The following is a 16,635-nucleotide window of genomic DNA, read 5'->3' on the forward strand; positions in this document are numbered from 1 at the left end:
TTTACCGTCCTAAGCTGTGGGAATATCAGCGAACTTTTGTTTTTACTTCACTGCGAGAACCTATCATGAGCCAGCCAAGAATCTCCGATTACCCGATTGACGCGCAATTTATCGAGCGCTGGTCGCCGCGCGCGATGACCAACGACGCCATCGACGATCAAACGCTGCTGAGCTTCTTTGAAGCGGCGCGCTGGTCGCCTTCGGCCTACAACATTCAGCCGTGGCGCTTTGCCTACAGCAAGCACGGCTCCGACAGCTGGGAGAACTACCTGGAGTTCCTGATCGACTTCAACCGCGGCTGGGCGCAACACGCCTCGGCGCTGGTGGTGATCGTCTCCAAAACCACCAGCCTGAACGGCGAGCGACTGGTGGACAACCCGACCCATGCGTTCGACACCGGCGCGGCCTGGGCCAACCTGGCGCATCAGGCGCACCTGAAAGGCTGGCTGACCCACTGCATGAGCGGCATTCACCACGATAAGATCAAAGCGGCGTTGCAGCTGCCGGACGACTATGCGGTGCACGCTATGGTGGCGATCGGCAAGCCGGGCGACAAAGCCCGCCTGCCGGATTTCCTGCAGGAGAAAGAAGCGCCGTCGGGCCGTCTGCCGCTCGGCAAGACCGTCAGCGAAGGGCTGAATTTCACGCTGTGATTGCCCGCTTTCTCGCAGGCCCGCTTGGCGGGCCTTTTTTATGCGGCGAGTAAAACTTTGGGAGTATGTTCGCGTTCGCTCATTCGTTGTATATTTTGTTATATAGCGATTGTGCGGTGAGGAGGAACCCGTGGGAGATCATTTTGGCAAAGGGTTGTTGGCGGGGTTAAAGGTGGAGAACCTGAAGCCGGAGGCGGAGCTGTCGCGCTTTTGCTCCGACTACAAGCGCGGTTTCGTGCTCGGCTATGCGCACCATTTGGCGCAGCGCTGCGGCGACGAGAACCGGGCGGCGTTCGAGGCCGGGCAGCTCAGCCGCGCCTATGGCCTCGGCCGCGAGCCGATGAGCGAGTTCTTCTCCGGCGGCGACAGCCGGTTGGCGGAGAAGTTTTTCCACGCCGGCTATAACCAGCCGATGCAGGGGTAGCGCCGGTGAGCCGTCAGGCGGCGCTCAGCACCGCCACCATATACACGCATGCCTCATCGCTTTGGTTTTCAAAGCGGCAGTCCGCCGGTGGGCCGAGCTCCAGGCAGTCTCCTTCGGCCATTTCATGGCGCGCGTCGCCCTCAAGAAAGACCAGTTCGCCGGATAAAACCCAGATCAGCTGACGCTTGAAGGCATACACCGAAGCCGGCATCGGGATCGCCGCGCCGGCCGGCAGTTCGATGCGCACCAGATCGAGCGGCAGATCGGTGCGCGGCGACACGTGGCGCCGCACGTAGCCGCTCTCAGGATCGATCCAGACCGGTTGATCTTCCCGGCGCAGCAGCCGGCCTTCCTGCGTTTCCGCGCGGGCGATCAGCTTGGACATGCTGAGGCCGAACGCCCCCGCCAGTCTGCCCAACAGCATCGCCGTCGGACTGCTCTCGCCGCGTTCGATCTTATGCACCATCGCCCGCGATACGCCCGCCCGTTCGGCCAAATCGGACAGCGACCAGTGGCGCGCCTCGCGTTCAATGCGAATGCGCGCGCCGATCAGCTGATTTAGATTGTCTAATTTAATATTCATATCGTAGTATTATAGTGGACAATTGGCCGGGGTAAACCATGATTATACGAAATGCGACGCTCAACGATAGCGCGGCGATTGCCGCTATCTATAACGACGCGGTGTTGAACAGCACCGCCATCTGGAATGAACAAACCGTGGATGCGGCCAACCGCGCGGCGTGGATCGGCGAGCGGCAGGCGGCGGGCTACCCGGTGCTGGTGGCGGTAAACGCCGCGGACGAGGCGATCGGCTACGCGTCGTTCGGCGACTGGCGCGCCTGGGATGGTTATCGCCATACCGTGGAACATTCGGTGTATGTCCATCAGGCGCATCGTGGCGCAGGGATTGGCAAAGCGTTGCTGCTGGCGCTGATCGCACGGGCGCGGGAAATCGGCAAGCACGTGATGGTGGCCGGCATCGAATCCGGCAATCAGGCCTCGATTAAGCTGCATCTGGCGCTGGGGTTTCGCGACGTGGGGCGTATGGAACAAGTGGGCGCCAAATTCGGCCAATGGCTGGATCTGACGTTCCTGCAGCTGAGGCTCGACGAGCGGGCGACGCCGCCCGCGCGCTGATCCCGGGAGACAGGGCGATGAATATGCTGTTACTGCTGATCGCGGCGGGAATGGGGCTGGTGGTGCAGAATCTGCTGATGGTGCGCATTACCGAAAGCGTCTCGACCATCCTCATTACGCTGGTGATCAACTCCAGCGTCGGTTTGTTGTTGCTGGTGGGGTTGCTGCTGGCCAAAAACGGCCTCGGCGCGGTGGCGGAAGTGACCGGCGCCGCCAGGTGGTGGATGCTGTTGCCGGGGCTGTTGGGATCGCTGTTCGTGTTCGCCGGCATTCTGGGTTACCAGAAGCTGGGGGCGGCGGCCACCATTTCGATCCTGGTCGCCAGCCAGCTGTGCATGGGGCTGTTGGCGGACGTCTACCGCGCCGGCCCGGCGGCGCTGCGCGAGAATCTGCCGGCGCTGGTCGGCGCCTTATTGCTGGTGGCGGGCGCCTATCTGGTGGCGAAACGCAGCTTTTGAGCGCGCCGTTTGCTGGCCGTTTGCTGCCGGCCTTGAGTGACGTTGCCTATTGTCGGGGGAGATTACTCCCCCGATAACAATCTAGTAAACATAGTCATACTTTATTTCTGCAACGTGGTCGTAGACATTATCTCTGTTTTTTTTCTCGTCTTTAATTAAAATTGAAATGTTTTGCTGAGCATTAATGCATCGTCCAAACTTATCCCAACTTTTACAGGTGGTTATGGTCGTTTCTGTGGTGAAGGACTTCATCACTTCTTTGCTGGTTAACTCTCTATCGTCGTTATCATAAGTAAAATCTCCGGTTGTTGGGCCTGATAGTGTCCTTATTAAACGGTTTTTAGCGTCATAACTATAAACGGTGTTGCCACTGTCATTTCCCAGTGTGCTCACCCGGCTTGAACCGGAGAGCCTGCCTGCCTCATCTGTTGAGAATGTGGTTATCGCTTTGCCGGATTGTTGATTTTTTCCGGCAGAAATATCGGATGTGTCTTCAGAACGGATTATTTTTCCATTGCTGTCTGTCAGGAATGAACCGCTCATTTTTTGTGTGATCAGTTCCGATTGGGCATTGCCATGTTCAATCATCGACATCTTGAAGGTCATGTTGTAATCCCAGTTCTTATGATTTTTATCTATGGCACCATTGAGCTGGGTTAGCAAGACATTGTTATTAATCCGGGACCTGATGGTTTTATTACTGCGTGAGCTTAACAATGCGCCGCATTCATCGAACTCCATCTGCGTATCAGCCTTTATATAATCATCTTTGCTTTCTATATGCATGCTGACTTTTTTAGGGATTTTCCTGGCTGAAGAGTCTTGCGTCAATATCATGTTATTGAAAGCATTAATGGAAGTGAGATGTTCAGGGCAGACCTTTTCATTTGCATAGACATTACACGAATAAATAATTGGCAGGCATAAACACAATAATTTTTTCACAGCGAACACTCCATGTAATAGTGCATTATCGGTCAATAATTATACCTAAGCCCGGTATCTGGCTGCAACGCTCAACCCGTGATGCAAGCAGGGAACGGGGAAAAATACGGTTATGGCGAGAAATTATTGTTCGGGCCGGATATTTAGCGCTGTCGGCTCAGGATATTGACGGATAAAACCATTCTACCCGCAGGTGAGGGTTTCGCGTTTTTTGTGGATGGGGTGACGCTGAGACGGGAGGGCAGCGGTACAGATGCAAAAAACCCGCTCGGGTTTCCCTGAGCGGGTTTCTCTAAATATGGCTCCTCTGACTGGACTCGAACCAGTGACATACGGATTAACAGTCCGCCGTTCTACCGACTGAACTACAGAGGAATCGTTGTAACGGGGCGAATAATAGCGGGGTGGTTGCGGCTTGTAAAGCGTGAAAACGCCCGATGCGTTCGTTTGCTGCAAGATTGCCCAACCTGCTGCTTTTTCTCGCTTTTGTCGCTTATCCCGCGCGCAGCGTCGCCGAATTGCCCGTTGATCGGCGCCGTTGCCTGCCGATGGTGCAACGGTTGCCCTGCGCGGTGGCGCGCGCCGCCCGGCGAACGGCCATTTACCGCCTTGTACCCCGCTTCCACGGCCGTTTACCGACTCTGGCCTGGATCTTGCTGTGATTGCATGACCGGATTTCGGCATTCTCAATTTAGCGGCTCGCTGGAGGCACTATGAATTTCAGACGTCTGAAGTACTTCGTGAAAATCGTCGATATCGGCAGCCTGACCCAGGCGGCGGAGGTGTTGCACATCGCCCAACCGGCGCTCAGCCAGCAGTTGGCGACGCTGGAAGGGGAACTGAAGCAGCAACTGCTGATCCGCACCAAGCGCGGGGTGCAGCCGACCGAGGCCGGCAACATTCTGTATGCCCACGCGCAGACCATTCTGCGCCAGTGCGAACAGGCGCAGAGCGCGGTCAACAGCGCCGGGCAGGCGATGAGCGGCCAGGTGTCTCTCGGGCTGGCGTCGGGCAGCACCGCGGCGCAGCTGGCGCTGCCGCTGTTGCAGACCCTGCGCGATCAGCAGCCGGGCATCCTGCTCAGCCTGCATGAAAACGGCGGCGCGGCGTTGGCCGGGCAGGTGGCTAACCAGACGCTGGACATGGCGATGGTCTACGGCGCCAAAATGCCCGCCGGGCTGCACGCCATTGCATTGATGCGGGAAGATCTTTATCTGGTGGCGACGCGCGCGGTGCCGCATCCCGGCAACAGCGTCGAGCTGCTGGACGTGGCGCGGCTGAACCTGTTCCTGCCGCGCGAGGGCGATGCGGTGCGCAACCAGCTGGAGGAGGCGATGGCGCTACGCAAGCTGGCTGCCAACGTGGTGGGGGAGATCGAATCCTCGGGCGCGCTGAGCGCCGCGATCGCCAGCGGGCTGGGGGCGACCGTGCTGCCGGAATCGGTGGCGCGCGCGATGATCGGCCCGGCCAAGGCCTGGATGGCGCGCATCAATGCGCCGACGATGTCGGTGCCGCTGTCATTATGCATGTCCAGCCAACAGGGGCTGTCCGCCCCGGCGCTGCTGGTGAAAGACCTGTTGCTGTCGATCGCCGGCGGCCGCAGCCAGGAGAAGCGCGCGTTGGCGCTGGTGCGTTGAGGAAAAAACGGCCCGCCGCAGCGGGCCTGAGCACCGTTAGCGGAACGGCGGTTCGTTGAAGGTGCGCAGCTTGCGCGAGTGCAGGCGATCGCCCTCGGCGCGCAACAAATCGATGGCGCAGATGCCGATCTGCAGGTGCTCGGAGATCGCCCCTTCGTAGAAGCGATTGGCCTGGCCCGGCAGTTTGATCTCGCCATGCAGCGGTTTGTCGGAGACGCACAGCAGCGTGCCGTACGGCACCCGGAAGCGATAACCCTGAGCGGCGATGGTGGCGCTCTCCATGTCGACCGCTACCGCGCGGCTGAGGTTGAAGCGGCGCGCCGAAGCGGAATAGCGCAGCTCCCAGTTGCGATCGTCGGTGGTGACGACGGTGCCGGTGCGCAAACGCTGTTTGACCTCTTCACCGGGCATGCCGCTGACCATCTTGGTGGCGTCATACAGGGCGCGCTGCACCTCGGCGATGCTCGGGATCGGGATATCCGGCGGCAGCACCGCATCCAGCACGTGATCGTCGCGCAGATAGGCGTGGGCCAGCACGTAATCGCCGATCTTCTGGCTTTCGCGCAGGCCGCCGCAGTGGCCGATCATCAGCCAGGCGCTCGGGCGCAGCACCGCCAGGTGATCGCAGATGGTTTTGGCGTTGGACGGGCCGACGCCGATGTTGATCAGCGTGATGCCCTGGCCGGTGCGCGAGATCAGGTGATAGGCCGGCATCTGGTGGTTTTTCCACGCCAGATCGGACACCGCCTGCTCCGGGGCGCTGGTTTCCGGCGTGATGTAGGTGCCGCCGGCGCTGGAGAGCGCGATGTACGGGCTGGCCGGATCGGCGATCTGCGCGCAGGCCCAGCGCACGAACTCGTCCACATAGCGGGTGTAGTTGGTGAACAGCACAAACGGTTGAAAATGTTCCACCGGCGTGCCGGTGTAGTGCCGCAGACGCGCCAGCGAGAAATCCGCGCGCAGCGCATCGAAATGCGACAGCGGGAAATGATTGTCGGTGGCGTGGTACAGGCCGTCGGCGGTCTCGTCACCGATCTGCGCCAGCTCGGTGGTGGGGAAATGCTGCGCGATGCCGGCGCTCATTGAGCGATCGAGCGCCAGGCTGGAACCGTCGATGACATAAGGGAACGGGATTTCCTGCTGCGACGGCGCCACTTCGATATGGGCGGCGTAATCGTGTTCCAGCATCGCCAGCTGTTCGGCCAGATAGTGGCGGAACAGCTGCGGCCGGGTCACGGTGGTGCTGTAGCTGCCGGGATGGGTAAAGCGGCCGAAGGCGCGGGTTTTGCTCGGGCCGGATTGCTGCCCGTCCCAGCTGACGCGCAGTTCGGGATACACGAACAGCCCGGCGGCGCGCGCCTGCGGGTCCGGCAGCGTGCCGTGGCTGATAAAGTCACTGACCGCCTGCCGCAGCGCGTCTACCGCGGCGTCATACAGGGCTTCCAGTTGATCGAGTGCCTGATCGGCGCTGAGGCCGCTGCGAGGTGGGGCATAACTCATACTTTCTCCTTGGATGTCCCGGCTCTGTGGCGGGGTTGCGGCGTTTTACCGTCACAGGTTAGCCGAAGAAGGGCGTAAAAGCTTGGTCGAAATGACGGGCGCGGCAAAGAAAATACCGCGCCCGTGAAGGCGGGGGATCAGGAGGCGGGAGCGGCCGCTTCGACCTTCAGCGACACCAGGCCGATGCCCAGCTTCTTCGGCGTGAAGCCGCCGCTGGCGCTCTCTTTTGGCTCGGTCGGCGCCGGCGGAGTAATGCTGATCTTCTGCGCGCCGCGCGAGTTGTCGAAGCGCAGGGTGACGGTGCTGTCCTGTTCACCGAGCGACACGAAGCGCTCTTCGTCGCCGACGCGCACCGAAATCGGTTCGCCGACGTTGTTGCCGTAGGCGCGGGCGCGCAGCACCAGATCGAAGCGCTTCGGCAGCGGATCGACGTAATCGATGTCGACCGCCGGCGCCAGATTGGCGTCGGACCAGCGGCCCCATTCCTCGACGGCGGAGACGCCGGTGATGGCTTTCACCTGCTCCGGCATGCCGGGAAGCATGAACTCGATGGCGTCCGCCCGGTATTTCACCGCCGCGTCGTCCACCTGCAGGCGGGCGACGGCGTTTTGATAATCGGCGACGCTGTCCGCCGCCGGGCCGGAGAAGTTCACCTTGCCGTTGAAGCGTTCGCCGCTGGCCTGCGCGATCTGCGGCGGCGAGGCCAGGGTGCCCGAGGCCACGCAGATGTCGGTGCTCAGCGCCAGCTGCGGCGCCCAGACCCGGCCGATCTCGTAGCATTTATCGACCCAGACGAATTTCTCCCCCGCCCCCAGCCCGGCCAGCTGCTTGCGCAGCGGGGTGGAGAGGTAGACGTTGAACATCGGTTCGATGCGGTTGTCGCCCACCCGCAGGATGAACGGCACCTTGTAGGTGACGCCGGAGAAGCTGAAGCTGCGTTGGCGCGTATCCACGCTGTAGTCGCTGATGCGGTTCGGCAGGCCCCACTGATTGATCACCGCCGGTTTCCAGCCGTTGATCTTCTCTTCGATGTTCAGGAACACCGTGGACAGCGACGGCGCCGACAGGCTGCTACGGCCAAGGCCGATGTAGTTGTCGCCGCCCATCACGTCCAGCACCGTGGCGCCGTTGTCCAGCGTGCTGCGCTTCTCGTTGCGCTGTTCCGCCAGCGGCCGGGTGCCGTCGATGATGAAGAACAGGTTGCGGCGCTTCTGTTTGGTCAGGATGTCGTAGGCGGTGTTGTTCATCGCCAGATGATCGGAGGACACCACGATCACGGTATTGCTGAAATAGGGCGAGCGTTTGATCTTGTCGATCAGCGCGGCGATGTGTTGCTGGCTGCAGGCTACCGCGCTCAGCGAGCGGTTTTCCTTGTTCTGCCAGGCGTAGCTTTTCTTGCTGCAGCCGGCAGAGATAAAGCCGTCCGGGTGATGGGTATCGACGGTCAGGGTGAACAGCGAGAACGGTTGGCGCTGTTTGGACAGCTCGACGAACTTGCCGTACACCACGTCCAGCACGCTGTCGTCGTACCAGCCCCAGTCGTTTTTGTAGCTCGGATCGGCGACCCGATCGCGCAGCTCTTTGAAGCCGTAAACGTGGTCGAAGCCGTGGGATTTCAGGAAGGTGTCTTTACCGGCGAACGCCAGCTCGGCGCCCTGATAGAAATAGTTGCTGTAGCCGGCGGCCTTCAGCACGTCGCCCAGGCAGACGTTCTCCGGGTAGAAGGTGGAGACCGCGCTGGAGGCGTTGCCGTCGAAGGGCGCGAACAGCGGAATGCCGCACTGTGAGGCGACCATGCCGGCGATGGTGTAGCCGGTGCCCGGCAATTGCTGGGTATTGCTGAAATCGATGCTGTCCGTGCGCAGGGCGTTCAGCTCGTCGGCCAGGCCGGGAAACAGCTCGGTATCGAAGTAGGTGCGCTCCAGGCTCTCGGCATAGATGTACACCAGGTTCGGCCGCTTGCCCTGTACGGTCTTTTTCGGCGCCTTGTAGTAGGTGGTGAAATCGGCGGTATCGCCGACGATCTGGCTCTTGACCAGCAGCGAGATGTCCTGAAACGCCGGGGTGGTGCCGACCGAAAACAGCGCCAGCAGCACGGCGACGACGCTGTAGGCCACGCTGCTGCCTTTGGCCTTGCGGCGCAGCAGGCTGCGGGCCAGCACCGCGAAGATAAGCCCCAACGCCGCCAGCAGGCCGATAAACGGCAGCACATATTTGCTGATGCCCGCGCCTTTGAGGCTGCTGGTGACGGTGTAGATCACCGCATCGGTGATGCCGTCGCCGGTGAAGTAGTTGCTGGCGATCAGGATGACGTTCAGCACCAGATAGCTGCCGAGCAGCGTCAGCAGAATGGCGAACCACCAGCGGTTGGCGGCGGCCCGGGTGCGATAAATCAAAATCGACGCCAAAAAGAGAACAAACGAAACGACTGCTAAAACCATCCGCCAAACCTTGTCTGATTGAAATAAAACCGTTGCTGCCCTGGTTTGCGCCGCCGAGCGTGCCGCGGTGCGAAAAGTGAAGGGTATAGCCTATTGCCGGCGGCGGAACAACGTGCGATCTCCCGCTACGGCCGACGAGCGGCGGCTATTGTACATTTTTATGACAATAGTGTGACGTTAATCACGCCGACGGTGGCCGCGGCGGCGAAAGCTTGCTGGTCGGAGGTTTCGCTCTACGCTTAATGAGCGCCACGACGGTGCATCCATCAGCCATTCAGGAGGAAGTATGCAGACAATCCCCGCAGCGGTACTCGACGATCTGGCCCCGCAAGGCGTGTTGCGCGCGGCGATCAACTACGGCAATCCGGTGCTGGCGCAGGCCGGGGCTGATGGCAAACCGCAAGGCGCTTCGGTGGAGCTGGCCGCCGCGCTGGCTCGCGAACTGGGCGTGGCGCTGGAGCTGGTGACCTATGACGCGGCCGGCAAGGTGTTCGCCGATCTGGACAGCGGCGCCTGGAACCTGGCGTTTATGGCCATCGAGCCGGTGCGCGCAGCGCAGATCGCCTTCAGCGAACCCTACGTGATCATTGAGGGGACTTATCTGGTGGCGAACGACGCGCCTTACTCTGAAGTGGCGCAGCTCGACCGGCCGGAGGTGCGCATCGCGGTCGGGCAGGGGGCGGCGTACGATCTGTTTTTATCGCGCACGCTGCAGCAGGCGCAATTGGTGCGGGCGGCAACCTCCGCCGAGGCGATCGCGCTGTTTTTCGAACGGGGGCTGGAGGCGGCGGCCGGCGTGCGTCAACCGCTGTTGGCCGCCGCGGCCGCCCATCCCGGCTACCGAGTGCTGGACGGACATTTTACCGCCATCCGCCAGGCGATGGCGGTGCCGCGGCAAAACACGCAGGGCGCCGCCTATGTGAACGCGTTTATCGAACGCTGCAAGGCCAATGGGCTGGTGAAGGCGGCCCTGCAGCGCAGCGGCCAGGGCGAAGTGACGGTGGCGCCGCCGGCCGCCTCGGCGTGATCAGTTCAGCTCCACCGCGTACTGGTCTACCGGGGTGATTTTCTTGATCAGCTTGTTGTCGAACAGGAACTGTTCGTAAGCCTCATAGCGGGCCCGATCCAGCTTGGCCGGATCGCGCGCGAACAGCGGCAGGCTGGCTTGCCACGCCTGTTTGTTCAGCTCGGTATTCAGCTCCGGGTGCGCCTTGGCGAACGCCAGCCAGGTGTCCTGCGGGTGCGCGTGCAGGTAGTCGCTGCCTTGCTTCAGCGCGGCGAGGAATTTGCGAATTTTCGGCTCGTTCACCGCATTGCGGTGGGCGACGATGATCAGCTCGTCGTAGGCCGGCACGCCGTAATCTTCGACGTTGAACACCACCGGCGTCTTGCCCTGCAGCTTCAGCTCCAGCGCTTCGATGTTGCGGTAGCCGCCGATCACCGCATCGACCTGGCCCGCCAGCAGGGCGCTGGTCAGCTGGAAGTTGACGTTGATGAGCTTGATGTCCTGCGGCTTGAGGTGCTCGTGTTCGACCATGGTGGCCAGCGTCGCCTGTTCGATGCCGCTGACCGAGTAACCCACCGTTTTGCCCTTGAGATCCGCCGGCGAGGTGATGTTTTTATCCAGCGCGATCACCGTATTCAGCGGCGTGTTGATCAGCGTGCCGACGCGCATCAATGGCAGGCCCTGATCGGCGAAGAAGTGCAGCTGCGGTTGATAGGTGATGGCGAGGTCGGCCTGTTTGGCGGCCACCAGCCGCGGCGGCAGCGCCGGATCGGACGGCGGCACGATCTTGACGTCCAGCCCTGCGGCCTTGAAGGCGCCGATCTGCTCGGCCACCATAATCGGCGCGTGATCGGGGTTGATGTACCAGTCGAGCACTAGCGTCAGCTTGTCGGCCGCGCCGGCCTGGCCGGTGAGGGCGGCGCCGAGCAGCAGCCCGCAAACGGTTTGTTTGATCATGGTCGTTCCTTTATCCCTGGTTATGGTTGCAATCATCAGTCGTTTTCCGGCGCCCAGGCGATCAGGCGCCGCAGCAGCGCATCCACCGCGGCCCACAGCAGCACGGTCATCAGCACCAAAATAAACAGTGCGGCGAAGCAGACGTCGGTCTGCATGCGGGCATTGGCGTTCAGCATCACATAGCCCAGCCCTTCGGCCGAGCCGACCCATTCGCCGATGATGGCGCCGATGGGCGCGACGGCGGCGGCCATGCGCAGGCCGGAGCCGAAGGCCGGCAGCGCCGCCATTAGCCGCACGTGCCGCAGCTGCGCCCAGCGCGAAGCGCGCATCGTGCGCGCCAGATCGAGATAGTCGGTATTGACCCGGCGCAGCCCGTCAAAAAAGGCCGACACCACCGGGAAGAAGATCACTAGCACCGCCATCGCTACCTTGGCGCTCATGCCGAAGCCGAACCACAGCACCAGCAGCGGGGCCAGGGCGAACACCGGTATCGCCTGGCTGGTGAGCACCAGCGGCATCAGCCAGCGCTGCAGGCGCGGCGAGAAAATCATGCACAGCGCCAGCGCCGCGCCGAGCAACACGCCGAGCACCAGCCCGCTGACGATCTCCGAAGCGGTGACCAGCGTGTGCCAGGCGAGATAGCCGCGCCCGTCCCACAGCGCCTGCGCTACTGCGCCCGGCGTGGGCAGCAGAAAGGCCGGAATGCCGCTTTGCGCCGCCAGCCACCACAGCAGCAGCAGGCCGACGAATACCGTCAGCCCGCGCCGCAGGCGGGTGAGTCCACGCTCTTGGGCACTATTCATTGCGCGGCCCTCACCAGCTGCTGCAGCAGCTCGGCCTGGCTTTTCAGCAGGTCGGCGTCATCCGGCGCGCGCGGCGGTAGCCCGCTGATGCGGTGAGTATCGTCGAGGCCCAGCGGCCAGGGCGACAGCACCAGCAGCCGGTGGCTCAGGCGGCAGGCTTCCATCGGATCGTGAGTGATCAACAGCACGGTATTTTGCGCCAGCAGCTCGGCGGCCAGGCTCTGGATCTCGGCGCGGGTAATGGCGTCCAGCGCGGAAAAGGGTTCGTCCATCAGCACGATCGGCTGGCGTTCGTAGAGCGTGCGGGCGATGGCGGCGCGCTGGCGCATGCCGCCGGACAGCGAGGCGGGCAGGCTGTGGCCATGCGCGGCCAGGCCCACGCGCTCCAGCAGGTGCGCCGCCCAAGCCCGATCCGGCGTTTCGCCGCGCAGCCGCGAACCGAGGGCGACGTTCTCTTCGATGGTCAGCCACGGGTAAAGCAGATCTTTTTGCCCCATGTAGGCGATGCGCCCGGCGATCGGCAGGCCGTCGCTGCCGATCACCGAGCCAGAGCTGGCCTGCGCCAGGCCGGCGATGATCTTCAGCAGGCTGGTTTTGCCGGCACCGCTGGCGCCGAGCAGGGCGACGAAGCTGCCGCCGGCGATGTCGAAGCTCAGCCGGTCGAAGACGATGTGCTGACCGAAACGCAGGCTGAGATCCCGCACCTGGATACCGGGCGGGAGAAGCGGGGAGGTCATGAGGCGTTCAGCCCCATCTGCCAAAATGCCGATTCCAGCTGGGTGGCGGTGGTGAAAATCTGCGCCAGCTCGGTGAAGCGATCCTGTGCGCCGCGCTGCTGACCAACGGTTTCCAGCAGTTCGATGGCGGCGCGTACGCCGGCCAGATAGCCCTCGTCGCCGTAGTTGCGGATCCAGGAGGCGTAAGGATTGCCCTCCATCTGGGTGGCGGGATCGTGCAGCAGCCGCAGGCCGATTTCGGCATAGCCGGCCACGCAGGGCAGCAGACCGGCCAACAGATCGAGGGCGTCGCCGGCATGGCCGATATCCAGCACGTAGCGGGTGTAGTTCATGGTTTCCGCCGCTTCCGGCTGGGCGGCGATCTGCGCTTCGCTTAGCCCCCATTCGGCGCAGTAGGCCACGTGCAGCGGCAGCTCGGCGACGATGCCGTTGAGCGAGGCGGTGGCGGCGCGCATCTCCGGCAGGGTGCGCAGCTTGCTGACCAGCAGCGCGTAGGCGCGGGCGAAGTGCAGCAGGAACAAATAGTCCTGGGTCAGGTAGCGGCGAAAAGCTCGTTCAGGCAAGGTGCCGGCGGCCAGCTGCTGCAGAAACGGGTGATCGACGTAGTCCTGCCAGTGGCTGCCGGCATGGTGGCGCAACCGGCCGTAAAGGCCGCTTTCGAACAGGGTGGTGATGGACATGGGACCTCCTTGAGTCAGTGGAGATCCGGGCACGCTGAGGTATGAACAGGCAACGGGTGATAGCGTTGTTGCCTAACCGTCCCTTCGCTGGCATGACCCAGATCAGGTTCAAAGGGTTCGGCTTGCGCCATCTCAGCCCGTAACAGGACACCCCTCGGAGCTGCCTGTTATACGACATTTGTTTTTTGATTACAATCGCCGGGCGGCGCGGCGGCAATCGGTTCGTTTAGTGCGATCGGGGGCGATTTTGCTGGCGCAAGGCGCGCGGTTTTTGTCACTGTAGGCCGATGATTTTGCCTTTGAGGACGATGCCCGATGAAAAAGATTGGTTTTCTCTCGTTTGGCCACTGGACGCCTTCCGCCCAGTCCGGCACCCGTTCCGCAGCGGATGCGCTGCTGCAGTCCATCGATCTGGCGGTTGCCGCCGAAGATTTGGGGGCGGACGGCGCCTATTTTCGCGTGCACCACTTCGCGCGTCAGCTGGGATCGCCGTTCCCGCTGCTGGCCGCCATCGGCGCCAAAACCCAACGTATCGAGATCGGCACTGGCGTGATCGACATGCGCTATGAAAATCCGCTGTACATGGTGGAGGACGCCGGCGCGGCGGATCTGATTGCCGGCGGGCGGCTGCAGCTCGGCATCAGCCGCGGCTCGCCGGAGCAGGTGATCGACGGCTGGCGCTATTTCGGTTACGCCCCGGCCGAGGGCGAAACCGACGCTGACATGGCCCGCCGCCATACCGAAGTGTTCCTGGAAGCGCTGCGCGGCGAAGGGTTCGCCGAACCCAATCCGCAGCCGATGTTCCCCAATCCGCCTGGGCTGCTGCGGCCGGAGCCGTTTTCCGCCGGGCTGCGCGATCGCATATGGTGGGGCGCCGGTTCGAACGCCACCGCCGTCTGGGCGGCGAAGCTGGGCATGAACCTGCAAAGCTCGACGCTCAAGAATGACGAGACCGGCGAACCCTTCCATATCCAGCAGGCCAAGCAGATCCGCGCCTATCGCGCCGCCTGGCAAGAGGCCGGCCATGCGCGCGAGCCGCGGGTTTCCGTGAGCCGCAGCATCTTCGCGCTGGTGGATCAGCGGGATCGCAATTACTTCGGCGGCAGCGGCAAAGAGGGCGATCAGCTGGGATATATCGACGCGCAGACCCGGGCGATCTTCGGCCGCAGCTATGCCGCTGAGCCGGACGCGCTGATCGAGCAGCTGGCGCAGGACGAGGCCATCGCCGAAGCGGATACGCTGCTGCTGACCGTGCCTAACCAGCTGGGCGTGGATTATAACGCCCACGTTATCGAATCGATTTTAACCCATGTCGCGCCGGCGCTCGGCTGGCGCTAAACGGAGGAGTGGCATGTCACGCATTTTCATTACCGGTTCGGTCGACGGGCTGGGGCGCGCCGCCGCGCAAACGCTGTTGGAGGAAGGGCATCAGGTGATCCTGCATGCGCGCGCGCCCGGCCGTCTGGAGGCGGTGCGCGATCTGCTGGATCAAGGCGCGCAGGCGGTGATTGGCGACCTGTCCGAGGTGCAGCAGATCCGGCAGGTCGCCGAGCAGGTGAATCGTCTTGGCCGCCCGAATGCGGTGATCCACAACGCCGGCATGTTCACCGGGCCGCAGGTGATGCCGGTGAACGTGATAGCCCCCTATCTGCTGACGGCCCTGATCGAACGCCCCGATCGCATCGTCTACCTGAGTAGCAGCATGCACTTTGACGGCGTAGCGGAACTGAACGGCGTGGACTGGCTTGGCGGCGCAGCCGGCTCCTATTCGGACAGCAAGCTGTTCGTCACCGCGCTGGCCGCCGCCGTGGCGCGCCTGTGGCCCGGCGTTATCAGCAGCGCGGTCGATCCCGGCTGGGTGCCGACCAAAATGGGCGGCGCGGATGCGCCCGACGATCTGGCGCTGGGACACGTGACGCAGGCGTGGCTGGTGAGCAGCGATGAACCGCAGGCACTGATTTCCGGCGGCTATTGGCACCACCAGCAGCGGTTTGAACCTCACGCGGCGGTGCACGATGAGGCGTTTCAAACGGCGCTGCTGGCGCAATTGGCGCGCGCCGGCGGGGTGAACCTGCCGCAGGCCTGATGGCCGTTCCTTCCTGGCCCGTCGGTGATTATCGGCGGGCTTTTTTATACCCGCAGGGTGAACCGACGGGGCTTTTCTTATACAGTGGTTGCCTGGCCTGTTTTGATTGTTATTTATATTATTGCCATGCACTCATTCCTGATTATCGTCCCTGAAGGGGGCATGCTGTTCGAAGCGGCGGGCATCGCCGATATCCTGATGCAGGCCAATCGCCTGAGCCCTGCCGAGAGGCCGCTGTATCAGATCGCGGTCGCCACCACGCAATCTCACCGGGTGGTGCACGGTCTGTCCGGGCTGAGCCTGTTGGCCGATCATCGCCTGGCGGATCTCGATCCGGCCCTGCCGCGCGATACCGTGATCGTCGCCGGCAAGGGGGCGACCGAAGAAGAGGGCGCCCTGGTCGCCGATTGGCTGCGCCGCGCGGCGCCGCAGGCGCGCCGTATCGCTTCCGTTTGCGGTGGCGCACTGCTGCTGGCCGAAGCCGGGTTGCTGGACGGGCGGCGGGCGACCACCCACTGGCGGCTGGCGGAAACGCTGCAGGCGCGCTTCCCGCGGGTGCAGGTCGAAAATGGCCCAATCTACGTGCAGGACGGGCCGATCTGGACCTCCGGCGGCGTCAGCTCCGGCTTCGATCTGACGCTGGCGCTGGTGGAGGATGATTACGGCTTCGTGCAGGCGCGCGAAGTGGCGCAGGATCTGGTGATGTTTCTGCGTCGCCCCGGCGGGCAGGCGCAGTTCAGCCGCTATCCGCTCAACCAGGCCAAATCGCCGGGGCCGATCCGTGACCTGCAATCCTGGATCCTGGAAAACCTTGCCGACGATCTCAGCGTCGATCGGTTGGCCGAGCGCGTGGCGATGAGCCCGCGCAACTTTACCCGGGTGTTCACCCGCGAGACGGGCATTTCTCCCGCCAAATTCGTTGAAGAGGGGCGGTTGCATACCGCCAGGCAGCGTCTCGAACAGAGCGCGGAAGGTATCGAGCAGATTGCCCTGGCCACCGGCTTCGGCAACGGCCTTAACCTGCGGCGGGTGTTTGAGCGCAAACTGCAGCTGACCCCGAGCGAATACCGCGAACGCTTTCATGCGCGCAATTTGGCGTAAATTGATTGGTAAACGTCATTTACGCCGCTTCTGGTCGGCGCTAGATTTGAGGCAAAGTCCACAAATG

18 protein-coding genes, 1 tRNA gene and 1 riboswitch are annotated in these 16,635 nt (G+C 62.7%); of the genes, 10 read left to right on the top strand and 9 right to left on the bottom strand.

Translation table 11 applies throughout. From position 1 onward, the window contains the following. Positions 1-65 precede the first annotated feature (65 nt). Both ACJ8QF_RS11245 and ACJ8QF_RS11250 read left to right on the top strand, forming a co-directional pair. The gene (locus ACJ8QF_RS11245; RefSeq protein WP_015378412.1) at positions 66-653 is read left to right on the top strand and encodes a nitroreductase family protein; all 588 of its coding nucleotides are present in this window, start codon (positions 66-68) and stop codon (positions 651-653) included. 130 nt (positions 654-783) lie between these two features. After that, positions 784-1,077 carry a DUF2623 family protein gene (locus tag ACJ8QF_RS11250; RefSeq protein ID WP_004940862.1) on the top strand — a complete coding sequence of 98 codons (294 nt, stop codon included), beginning with the start codon at positions 784-786 and terminating at the stop codon, positions 1,075-1,077. A 13-nt stretch (positions 1,078-1,090) separates the two neighbouring features. Here the strand turns inward: ACJ8QF_RS11250 and ACJ8QF_RS11255 are convergent, their stop codons facing one another. Continuing rightward, a complete protein-coding gene (locus ACJ8QF_RS11255) occupies positions 1,091-1,660 on the bottom strand; it encodes a helix-turn-helix domain-containing protein (RefSeq protein ID WP_004940864.1) in 570 nt (189 codons plus the stop codon). Between the two features lie 38 nt (positions 1,661-1,698). Between ACJ8QF_RS11255 and ACJ8QF_RS11260 the strand changes: the two genes are divergently transcribed. Both ACJ8QF_RS11260 and ACJ8QF_RS11265 read left to right on the top strand, forming a co-directional pair. Further along, a complete protein-coding gene (locus ACJ8QF_RS11260; protein ID WP_033632640.1) occupies positions 1,699-2,217 on the top strand; it encodes a GNAT family N-acetyltransferase in 519 nt (172 codons plus the stop codon). A gap of 17 nt (positions 2,218-2,234) precedes the next feature. After that, positions 2,235-2,675, top strand: a complete 441-nt coding sequence (locus ACJ8QF_RS11265; protein ID WP_016927118.1) for a DMT family transporter — start codon at positions 2,235-2,237, stop codon at positions 2,673-2,675. An 81-nt stretch (positions 2,676-2,756) separates the two neighbouring features. On the opposite strand, the gene ACJ8QF_RS11270 is transcribed toward ACJ8QF_RS11265, so the two are convergent. Together ACJ8QF_RS11270 and ACJ8QF_RS11275 are read right to left on the bottom strand one after the other, a co-directional pair. Further along, positions 2,757-3,620 (bottom strand): hypothetical protein, encoded by an 864-nt coding sequence (locus tag ACJ8QF_RS11270; protein WP_241766752.1) that lies wholly within the window; start codon positions 3,618-3,620, stop codon positions 2,757-2,759. 299 nt (positions 3,621-3,919) lie between these two features. Further along, positions 3,920-3,995, bottom strand: a tRNA-Asn gene (locus ACJ8QF_RS11275). A gap of 62 nt (positions 3,996-4,057) precedes the next feature. On the opposite strand from ACJ8QF_RS11275, the gene ACJ8QF_RS11280 reads away from it, so the two are divergent. Beyond that, entirely contained in the window at positions 4,058-4,282 is a 225-nt protein-coding gene (locus tag ACJ8QF_RS11280; protein WP_126186879.1) for a hypothetical protein, read from the top strand. A 51-nt stretch (positions 4,283-4,333) separates the two neighbouring features. Then, entirely contained in the window at positions 4,334-5,257 is a 924-nt protein-coding gene (gene nac, locus ACJ8QF_RS11285) for a nitrogen assimilation transcriptional regulator NAC (protein WP_015378407.1), read from the top strand. Between the two features lie 36 nt (positions 5,258-5,293). Here nac and ACJ8QF_RS11290 read toward each other — a convergent pair whose 3' ends face one another. After that, positions 5,294-6,757, bottom strand: coding sequence for an AMP nucleosidase (locus ACJ8QF_RS11290; protein WP_049188250.1), 1,464 nt, complete (start codon positions 6,755-6,757; stop codon positions 5,294-5,296). A 137-nt stretch (positions 6,758-6,894) separates the two neighbouring features. Continuing rightward, on the bottom strand, positions 6,895-9,198 hold the full coding sequence (gene opgB, locus ACJ8QF_RS11295) for a phosphatidylglycerol--membrane-oligosaccharide glycerophosphotransferase (RefSeq protein ID WP_442537521.1): 2,304 nt from the start codon (positions 9,196-9,198) through the stop codon (positions 6,895-6,897). Positions 9,199-9,484: 286 nt separating this feature from the next. On the opposite strand from opgB, the gene ACJ8QF_RS11300 reads away from it, so the two are divergent. Continuing rightward, entirely contained in the window at positions 9,485-10,225 is a 741-nt protein-coding gene (locus ACJ8QF_RS11300) for a transporter substrate-binding domain-containing protein (protein WP_004935461.1), read from the top strand. Here ACJ8QF_RS11300 and ACJ8QF_RS11305 read toward each other — a convergent pair whose 3' ends face one another. The 4 genes from ACJ8QF_RS11305 to tenA are packed head-to-tail and all read right to left on the bottom strand — an operon-like array spanning position 10,226 to position 13,381. Beyond that, positions 10,226-11,161 (bottom strand): ABC transporter substrate-binding protein, encoded by a 936-nt coding sequence (locus ACJ8QF_RS11305; RefSeq protein WP_265261239.1) that lies wholly within the window; start codon positions 11,159-11,161, stop codon positions 10,226-10,228. It abuts the gene before it with no gap. Between the two features lie 35 nt (positions 11,162-11,196). Beyond that, positions 11,197-11,964, bottom strand: a complete 768-nt coding sequence (locus ACJ8QF_RS11310) for an ABC transporter permease (protein ID WP_004935455.1) — start codon at positions 11,962-11,964, stop codon at positions 11,197-11,199. Next, positions 11,961-12,701, bottom strand: a complete 741-nt coding sequence (locus tag ACJ8QF_RS11315; protein WP_325961692.1) for an ABC transporter ATP-binding protein — start codon at positions 12,699-12,701, stop codon at positions 11,961-11,963. The genes ACJ8QF_RS11310 and ACJ8QF_RS11315 overlap by 4 nt, the downstream gene beginning before the upstream one ends. Beyond that, positions 12,698-13,381 (bottom strand): thiaminase II, encoded by a 684-nt coding sequence (gene tenA / locus ACJ8QF_RS11320; RefSeq protein ID WP_015378400.1) that lies wholly within the window; start codon positions 13,379-13,381, stop codon positions 12,698-12,700. Before tenA ends, ACJ8QF_RS11315 begins: the two co-directional genes overlap by 4 nt. A 62-nt stretch (positions 13,382-13,443) precedes the next feature. Next, positions 13,444-13,546, bottom strand: a riboswitch (TPP riboswitch). A 150-nt stretch (positions 13,547-13,696) separates the two neighbouring features. Here tenA and ACJ8QF_RS11325 point away from each other — a divergent pair. From ACJ8QF_RS11325 to ACJ8QF_RS11335, 3 genes are all read left to right on the top strand, one after another. Next, positions 13,697-14,719 (top strand): LLM class flavin-dependent oxidoreductase, encoded by a 1,023-nt coding sequence (locus ACJ8QF_RS11325; RefSeq protein ID WP_015378399.1) that lies wholly within the window; start codon positions 13,697-13,699, stop codon positions 14,717-14,719. A gap of 13 nt (positions 14,720-14,732) precedes the next feature. After that, positions 14,733-15,467: an SDR family NAD(P)-dependent oxidoreductase gene (locus ACJ8QF_RS11330; RefSeq protein ID WP_442537522.1), complete on the top strand. Its 735-nt coding sequence runs from the start codon at positions 14,733-14,735 to the stop codon at positions 15,465-15,467. Positions 15,468-15,593: 126 nt separating this feature from the next. Beyond that, positions 15,594-16,568, top strand: coding sequence for a GlxA family transcriptional regulator (locus ACJ8QF_RS11335; protein ID WP_131164900.1), 975 nt, complete (start codon positions 15,594-15,596; stop codon positions 16,566-16,568). Positions 16,569-16,635 lie beyond the last annotated feature (67 nt).

Source organism: Serratia sp. CY81684, from assembly GCF_052166595.1.
Lineage (GTDB): Bacteria > Pseudomonadota > Gammaproteobacteria > Enterobacterales > Enterobacteriaceae > Serratia > Serratia nematodiphila.

Excerpts from the sequence above, each read along its gene's own strand:
- ACJ8QF_RS11245 (WP_015378412.1), top strand. The coding sequence starts at position 66 with ATGAGCCAGCCAAGAATCTCCGATTACCCGATTGACGCGCAATTTATC.
- ACJ8QF_RS11255 (WP_004940864.1), bottom strand. The coding sequence starts at position 1,660 with ATGAATATTAAATTAGACAATCTAAATCAGCTGATCGGCGCGCGCATT.
- ACJ8QF_RS11260 (WP_033632640.1), top strand. The coding sequence starts at position 1,699 with ATGATTATACGAAATGCGACGCTCAACGATAGCGCGGCGATTGCCGCT.
- ACJ8QF_RS11265 (WP_016927118.1), top strand. The coding sequence starts at position 2,235 with ATGAATATGCTGTTACTGCTGATCGCGGCGGGAATGGGGCTGGTGGTG.
- ACJ8QF_RS11280 (WP_126186879.1), top strand. The coding sequence starts at position 4,058 with ATGCGTTCGTTTGCTGCAAGATTGCCCAACCTGCTGCTTTTTCTCGCT.
- nac (WP_015378407.1), top strand. The coding sequence starts at position 4,334 with ATGAATTTCAGACGTCTGAAGTACTTCGTGAAAATCGTCGATATCGGC.
- ACJ8QF_RS11290 (WP_049188250.1), bottom strand. The coding sequence starts at position 6,757 with ATGAGTTATGCCCCACCTCGCAGCGGCCTCAGCGCCGATCAGGCACTC.
- opgB (WP_442537521.1), bottom strand. The coding sequence starts at position 9,198 with ATGGTTTTAGCAGTCGTTTCGTTTGTTCTCTTTTTGGCGTCGATTTTG.
- ACJ8QF_RS11300 (WP_004935461.1), top strand. The coding sequence starts at position 9,485 with ATGCAGACAATCCCCGCAGCGGTACTCGACGATCTGGCCCCGCAAGGC.
- ACJ8QF_RS11305 (WP_265261239.1), bottom strand. The coding sequence starts at position 11,161 with ATGATCAAACAAACCGTTTGCGGGCTGCTGCTCGGCGCCGCCCTCACC.
- ACJ8QF_RS11310 (WP_004935455.1), bottom strand. The coding sequence starts at position 11,964 with ATGAATAGTGCCCAAGAGCGTGGACTCACCCGCCTGCGGCGCGGGCTG.
- ACJ8QF_RS11315 (WP_325961692.1), bottom strand. The coding sequence starts at position 12,701 with ATGACCTCCCCGCTTCTCCCGCCCGGTATCCAGGTGCGGGATCTCAGC.
- tenA (WP_015378400.1), bottom strand. The coding sequence starts at position 13,381 with ATGTCCATCACCACCCTGTTCGAAAGCGGCCTTTACGGCCGGTTGCGC.
- ACJ8QF_RS11325 (WP_015378399.1), top strand. The coding sequence starts at position 13,697 with ATGAAAAAGATTGGTTTTCTCTCGTTTGGCCACTGGACGCCTTCCGCC.
- ACJ8QF_RS11330 (WP_442537522.1), top strand. The coding sequence starts at position 14,733 with ATGTCACGCATTTTCATTACCGGTTCGGTCGACGGGCTGGGGCGCGCC.
- ACJ8QF_RS11335 (WP_131164900.1), top strand. The coding sequence starts at position 15,594 with ATGCACTCATTCCTGATTATCGTCCCTGAAGGGGGCATGCTGTTCGAA.